The sequence below is a fragment of the Kitasatospora kazusensis genome (genome assembly GCF_039529945.1).
GTDB classification, from domain to species: domain Bacteria; phylum Actinomycetota; class Actinomycetes; order Streptomycetales; family Streptomycetaceae; genus Kitasatospora; species Kitasatospora kazusensis.
This window is the reverse complement of the sequence record NZ_BAAANT010000099.1, coordinates 1-4,579: the sequence shown is the minus strand read 5'-3', so window position 1 is coordinate 4,579 and position 4,579 is coordinate 1. Positions and strand designations below refer to the sequence as shown.

Here is a 4,579-nt window from a genome sequence, read left to right as displayed (position 1 = left end):
ACCGAGGACACGGTCACCACCGCCGCACTGCACCACGACCGCCCCGAAGCACTGACCCTCACCACCACCCTCGCCCACCTGCACACCCACGGCCACCGGGTCAGCTGGCCCACCACCGAAAACACGACCGCCGCGACCGACCTCCCCACCTACCCCTTCCAACACGAGAGCTACTGGCTCAACGCGGCCCCCGCCGGAGCCGGAGCCGCCACCCTCGGCCTGACCGCCATCGATCACCCACTGCTCACCAGTCAGACCGAACTCCCCGACGGCAAGGGGTACTTGTTCACCGGTCGGCTCTCTGCGGAGAACCCGGACTGGGCCCCGGAGCACGAGATCTTCGGGGCATACATCCTGCCCGGCGTCTCCTTCGTGGACCTGCTCCTGCACGTGGCGCAGATCGTGGGCTGCGACCAGATCGAGGAGCTGACCCACCGCACTTTCCTGGCGATCCCCGAGCACGGCGCCCTCCAGGTGCGCTTGGCCGTCGACGCCCAGGACAGCGCCGGCAGCCGGACCTTCGCGCTGTACTCGCGCGCCGAGGAGGCGCCGTCCGGCACCGAGTGGACCCTGCACGCCGCCGGCGCACTCGCCGTCGGCGAACCGGCCGGCGCATTCGAACCGTTCGAGGACGCCGAGTGGCCGCCCACCGGGGCGACCGCGCTGGACATGACGGACTTCTACCGCCGGATCATCGACGCCGGCTTCGGCTACGGCCCGCTCTTCCGCTCACTGCGGGCTGCCTGGCAGGACGGCGACACCACGTACGGCGAGGTGGCCTTCCCTGCGGACGCGGACCCGGGTGCCTACGGCATCCACCCCGGGTTGCTGGACTCCGCCCTGCAGCCGGCAGCCCTGGTGCTGGGCGCCACCCCCGCCGAGGACAGCATCCGGGTGCCGTTCTCGTGGAGCGGGGTGGCGATCCACTCGGTCGGCGCCACTCGACTGCGGGTCCGGCTCTCCAGGCCCACGCCCGACACGGTCTCGCTGGCGATCACGGATCACACCGGTGCGCCGACGATCACCATCAGCTCGCTGGCCATGCGGGCTGTGGCGACCGACCAAATGGCCTCCGCCCAGGCGGCCCCGGCCCAGGAGCTGTACCAGGTCGACTGGACCGCCCTGCCCCTCCCCGTCAAAGAAGCCGGCGCACCGCAGTGGGCGGTGCTGGGCGACACGGAGCTGACCGGCTCACTGTGCCGCGCGGGCATCGACGCGACGGACTACCCGGATGTGGCCGCGCTACGCGCCGCACTCGCCGGCGGCGCACCGACCCCGCAGCTGGCCGTCCTGCCGGCCCTCGGCGCAGGCAGCGCCGCACCGGACCGGGCGCACGAGCTCACCGGCCAGGTGCTGGGCACGCTCCAGCAGTTCCTCACGGACGAGGAGCCGGCCGTCCGGGTCGCCGTTCTCACCCACACGGCGGTGGCCGTCGCCGGCGACGAGGAGCTGACCGACCTCGGCGGCGCCGCCGTCTGGGGCCTGGTACGCACCGCGCAGTCCGAGCAGCCCGACCGGTTCGTGCTGGTCGACCTGGACGGATCGGACGCCTCGGTGGCCGCGCTGCCCTCGGCCGTCAGCCTCGGCGAACCACAACTCGCGCTGCGACAGGGCAAGGTGACTGTTCCCCGGCTGGCGAAGGCCGAGCCGATCGAGAGCCAGGACCCGGCTTTCGACACCGAGGGAACAGTGCTGATCACCGGTGGAACCGGGGCGCTGGGCGCCATGCTGGCCAAGCACCTGGTGACCCGACACGACGTCCGGCACCTGCTGCTGACCAGTCGGCGGGGGCCGGCGGCGGCCGGCGCGGCGGAACTCGTGGCCGAATTGGAGTCGCTGGGCGCCACGGTGCGGATCGCCGCCTGCGACGCCGCCGACCGGCCGGCCCTGGTCGAGTTGCTCGCGTCCGTCCCGGGCGAGCACCCCGTGCGCGCCGTCGTGCACTGCGCGGGTGTCCTGGACGACGGCACGATCCCCGCGCTGACGGCCGAGCGGCTCGACGCCGTCCTGGCACCCAAGGCCGATGCAGCCTGGAACCTGCACTCCGTCACCCAGAGCCTGCAGCTCACGGCCTTCATCCTGTACTCCTCGATCGTCGGCACCCTGGGTGCACCCGGGCAGGGCAACTACGCCGCCGCCAACGGCTATCTGGACGCCCTCGCCACGTTCCGCCGGGCCCAGGGCCTGCCCGCCACCTCGCTGGCCTGGGGCCTCTGGGACGACGCGGCGAGCATGAGCGGCACGCTCGGCGAGCAGGAGCAGCTCCGGTTGGCCCGCACCGGCATCACCCCGATGCCGGACGGGCAGGGTCTGGCCCTCTTCGACGCCGCGCTGCCGCACGACCGGGCCGTGCTGGTACCCGCTCAGCTCAACGCGGCCGGCCTGCGCTCCCAGGCGAGCGCGGGCACGATCGCGCCGATCTTCGCCGGGCTCTACCGTCCACGACTGCGGCGTGCCGCAGAGGTCGGGGTGGCTGCCGGCGAGCACGGGCTGGCCCAGGAGCTGGCCTCCCGCAGCGACGCGGAGCAGGGCCCGTTCCTGCTCGACTTCCTCCAGGGGCACATCGCGACCGTGCTCGGCCACGACCCGTCCTCGGCACTCGATCCGGAGAGCTCGTTCAAGGAACTCGGCTTCAACTCGCTGACCGCGGTGGAGCTGCGAAACACCCTCAACAAGGCGGTCGGACTCCGGCTGCCGGCCACCCTCACCTTCGACTACCCGACGCCCGCCGCGATCGCCCGCTACCTGCACGGCGAGCTGCTGAGCTCGGAACCGCAGCGCGGGCCGGCCAAACCCGTCGCCAGGCGGTCCAAGGACGACGACCCGATCGCGATCGTCGGGATGGGTTGCCGCTTCCCCGGCGGAGCCGATACCCCCGAGAACCTGTGGAACCTGGTGGCGACCGGCACCGACGCGATCGGCGAGTTCCCGGACAACCGGGGCTGGGACGTCGAGGGCCTGTACGACCCGGACCCTGCGGCACTCGGGAAGAGCTACACCCGCCACGGCGGCTTCCTGTACGACGCGGATCGGTTCGACGCCGACTTCTTCGGCATCACGCCGCGCGAGGCACTCGCCCTCGACCCGCAACAGCGCCTGCTGTTGGAGGTCAGCTGGGAGGCGGTGGAGCGGGCGGGCATCGTGCCGGCCACGCTCCGGGGCAGCCAGGTCGGCGTCTTCGCGGGTGTGGTCACCCAGGAGTACGCGCCGCTGGTGCGCCAGGGTACGGAAGGCGTCGAGGGCTACCTGCTCACCGGTACCACAGCGAGCGTGGCCTCGGGCCGGGTCTCCTACGCTCTCGGATTCGAGGGTCCCGCGATCACCGTGGACACCGCCTGCTCGTCCTCGCTGGTCGCGTTGCACCTGGCCACCCAGGCGCTGCGCAGCGGCGAGTGCACGATGGCACTGGCCGGCGGTGCGACCGTGATGGCCAACGCGGGCATGTTCCTGGAGTTCAGCCGACAGCGCGGCCTGGCACCCGACGGCCGCGCCAAGTCCTTCGCGAGCGCGGCCGACGGCACGATCTGGGCCGAGGGCGCGGGCATGGTGCTGCTGGAGCGGCTCTCCGACGCCCAGGCCAACGGACACCAGGTGCTCGCGGTGATCCGCGGCTCGGCGGTCAACCAGGACGGCGCCAGCAACGGCCTCACCGCGCCGAACGGCCCCTCACAACAGCGGGTGATCCGCACCGCACTGGCCAACGCCCGCCTGACGGCCGACCAGGTGGACGCGGTCGAAGCGCACGGCACCGGCACCACCCTCGGCGACCCGATCGAGGCCCAGGCCCTGCTCGCCACCTACGGCCAGGACCGGCCCACCGAACACCCCCTGCTGCTCGGCTCGTTCAAATCCAACATCGGACACGCCCAGGCCGCCGCCGGCATCGGCGGCGTGATCAAGATGGTCCAGGCCATGCGCCACGGCATCCTGCCCAAGACCCTGCACGTCGACGAGCCCACCCCGCACGTCGACTGGGAATCCGGCGCCGTGGAGCTGCTCACCGAAGCCCGGCCCTGGCCCGAGACCGACCACCCCCGCCGGGCCGCCGTCTCCTCCTTCGGCATCAGCGGCACCAACGCCCACCTCATCCTCGAAGCCGCCCCGAACACGGCCCCCAAGACAACAGAACCGCAGGACACGACCCTCCCCCTGCTGCTCTCCGCCAAGACCGAACCCGCCCTACGCGAGCAGGCCGCCCAGCTGCACAAGTTCCTGACCGAACGCCACGACATCACCCCGGCCGACACCGCACATGTGCTCACCAACGGCCGCACCCACTTCCCACACCGCGCCGCCGTCCTCGGCCAGACCCGCGAGGAACTCCTGACCGGGCTGGACGCCCTCGCCGGACAGCACACCACCCGCAATCTCGTCCAGGGCACGGTACGCGGCGGCAAACTCGCCATCCTCTTCACCGGCCAAGGCGCCCAACGCCTCGGCATGGGACACGAACTCCACAACACCCACCCCGTCTTCGCCACAGCCTTCGACGAAGCCTGCGCCGCACTCGACCCCCACCTCGAACACCCCCTGCGCGACGTGGTCTTCACCAACAACGACCTGCTGCACCAGACCCGCT

Annotated in this window: 1 protein-coding gene; it reads left to right on the top strand. The window is 72.0% G+C overall.

Annotated elements, in window-relative coordinates:
- A partial coding sequence (locus ABD330_RS31945) for a type I polyketide synthase (protein WP_344469814.1) occupies positions 1–4,579 on the top strand: 4,579 nt, incomplete at both ends.